Below are 2305 nucleotides of genomic sequence, written 5' to 3' on the forward strand. Positions count from 1 at the left end.
GCCACGCGGCCGCCGCCGCGCGGACGGCGGCGTCGACCTCCTGCGCGTCCGCGCACTCCACGGGCGTGCCCGCGCGGCCCGTCGTCGGGTCGGTGCGCTCGATCCGGCGGGTGCCCGGCGTCGAGACGTCGGCGCGCGACGGGTCGAGCGGTGCGGTCGGGGCGGGCTGCGCGGTGGACGTGGACGTCATCAAGGCCTCCGGAGGGTGGACGACGGGCGAATGACACGGAGAGAAGTACGCATGCGTGCAAGGTCGACGTGCGAGAAGCGCTTCTCGGCGAGAAGGTGAAGCCGGGTTGCAGCAGCGCCGACCCGCACGCGTCAGGTCGTGCCCCGGACGGGGCACCTCCAGCCTGGCCCGAGAGAGGAAGGCTCGCCATCCATGCGCGTCCTCGGTGTGAACGCCCTGTTCCACGACCCCTCCGCGGCGCTCGTCGTCGACGGCAAGGTCGTCGCCGCCGCCGAGGAGGAGAGGTTCTCCCGGCGCAAGCACGGCAAGCGGCCCGTGCCCTTCGCGGCGTGGGAGCTGCCCGAGAAGGCGATGGCCTGGTGCCTGGAGGTCGCGGGCCTGCGCCCGCAGGACCTCGACGCGGTCGCGTACTCGTTCGACCCGGCGCTCGCCAAGCCCGCCGAGGAGATGGGCCTGCCGGACCCGTGGGACTGGCTGCGCGTGCAGTACGCGGAGCGCGCCCCGCAGTTCATCGCGACGGCGCTGCCCGGCCTGTCGCCCTCGGTCGTGCGGTTCGTGCCGCACGAGGTCGCGCACGCCGCGTCCGCGGCCCTGGCCTCGCCGTTCCCCGTCTCGAGCGTCCTGTCGCTCGACGGCCGCGGTGAGCGCTCGTCGCACCTCGCGGGCCGCTACGACCACGGCAGGCTCGAGGTGCTCGCGAGCCAGGAGCTGCCGCACTCGCTCGGCCTCGTCTACGAGTCGCTGACCGAGCACCTGGGCTTCCTGCGCTCGAGCGACGAGTACAAGGTCATGGCGCTCGCGTCCTACGGCGAGCCGCGCTTCCTCGACGACCTGCGCGAGGTCCTCTACGCGACCGACGACGGCGGCTTCGTCGCCGAGGCCCCGGACTGGACCCGGTGGGCGCCGAAGCGCGTCGACGACGGCACGTGGGGCACCGAGCACGGCGGCCTCGCGGAGCACGCCGACCTCGCCGCGTCCGTGCAGGCGCGGCTCGAGGAGGTGCTCGTCGACCTGGCCACGTGGCTGCACGGGCGGACCGGCGACCGCGTGCTGACGATGGCCGGCGGGACGGCGCTCAACTGCGTCGCGAACTCCCGGATCTGGCGCGAGTCGCCGTTCGAGGAGGTCTGGGTCCAGCCCGCCGCGGGCGACTCCGGCACGGCGCTCGGCGCCGCGATGCAGCTCGCGGCCGAGGCGGGCGACACGGTCGAGCCCATGGGGTCGGCCGCGCTCGGCCGCTCCTGGTCGGACGACGAGCTCGCCGACTGGCTGCGCACCGCCAAGGTGCCGTTCACGACCCCCGACGACCTGCCCGGCGAGGTCGCGCAGGTGCTCGCCGACAATGGCGTCATCGCGTGGTTCGACGGGCGCGCCGAGTTCGGCCCGCGCGCGCTCGGGCACCGCTCGCTCATCGCCAACCCCGGCCCGGTCGAAAACCTCGAGCGGCTCAACGACGTCAAGGGCCGCGAGCAGTTCCGCCCGGTCGCGCCGATGGTCCTCCTCGAGGACGCCGCGGAGATCTTCAGCGGCGGCCCGATCCCGAGCCCGTACATGCTGTTCGTCCACGAGGTCGCGCCCGAGTGGCGCGACAGGATCGCCACGGTCGTGCACGTCGACTACACCGCGCGCATCCAGACGATCGACGACTCCACGCCCCGCCTGCAGGCGATGATCCGCGCCTTCAAGGAGCGCACGGGCCTGCCCGTCGTCGTGAACACGAGCCTCAACACCGCCGGGCGGCCCATGGTCGACGACCCGCGCGACGCGCTCGAGCTGTTCGGCTCGGCGCCCGTCGACGCGCTCGTCCTCGGGCCGCATCTCGTGCGGCGTGCGGACGTCTTCGCGGCCGGCACCGACGGAGGTGCGACGGCGTGACGGTCACCGGGTCCGCGGGCGCCGCCGGCGCCCCGGAGGCGTACGCCGTCGTCGTGCCGTCGATCGGACGGCCGTCGCTGCTGCGCCTGCTCGAGACGCTCGCCGCGCAGGCGGACGGCTCGCCGGACGCACCGCGGCCGGCCGAGGTCGTGGTCGCCGACGACCGGCGACTGCCCGCGCCCGGCTCGTCCGGCGAGCCTCCCGAGCCGCTCGACCTCGGCGAGGTCGGTGCCCGGCTCG

At 74.8% G+C, this 2305-nt stretch carries 2 protein-coding genes and 1 pseudogene; 2 read left to right on the forward strand and 1 reads right to left on the reverse strand.

The features are described from left to right. Positions 1–190: hypothetical protein (locus JZ5iCDA_RS16965; RefSeq protein WP_216093478.1), on the reverse strand; the 190-nt coding region annotated here is incomplete at its 3' end. Positions 191–382: 192 nt separating this feature from the next. On the opposite strand from JZ5iCDA_RS16965, the gene JZ5iCDA_RS16970 reads away from it, so the two are divergent. Beyond that, positions 383–2065, forward strand: coding sequence for a carbamoyltransferase family protein (locus JZ5iCDA_RS16970; protein WP_069388182.1), 1683 nt, complete (start codon positions 383–385; stop codon positions 2063–2065). After that, a pseudogene (locus tag JZ5iCDA_RS19215) lies at positions 2062–2305 on the forward strand (hypothetical protein); the annotation flags it as partial. The gene JZ5iCDA_RS16970 and the pseudogene JZ5iCDA_RS19215, both read left to right, overlap by 4 nt.

The sequence above is a fragment of the Cellulosimicrobium cellulans genome, from assembly GCF_001722485.1.
Taxonomy (GTDB): domain Bacteria; phylum Actinomycetota; class Actinomycetes; order Actinomycetales; family Cellulomonadaceae; genus Cellulosimicrobium; species Cellulosimicrobium cellulans_A.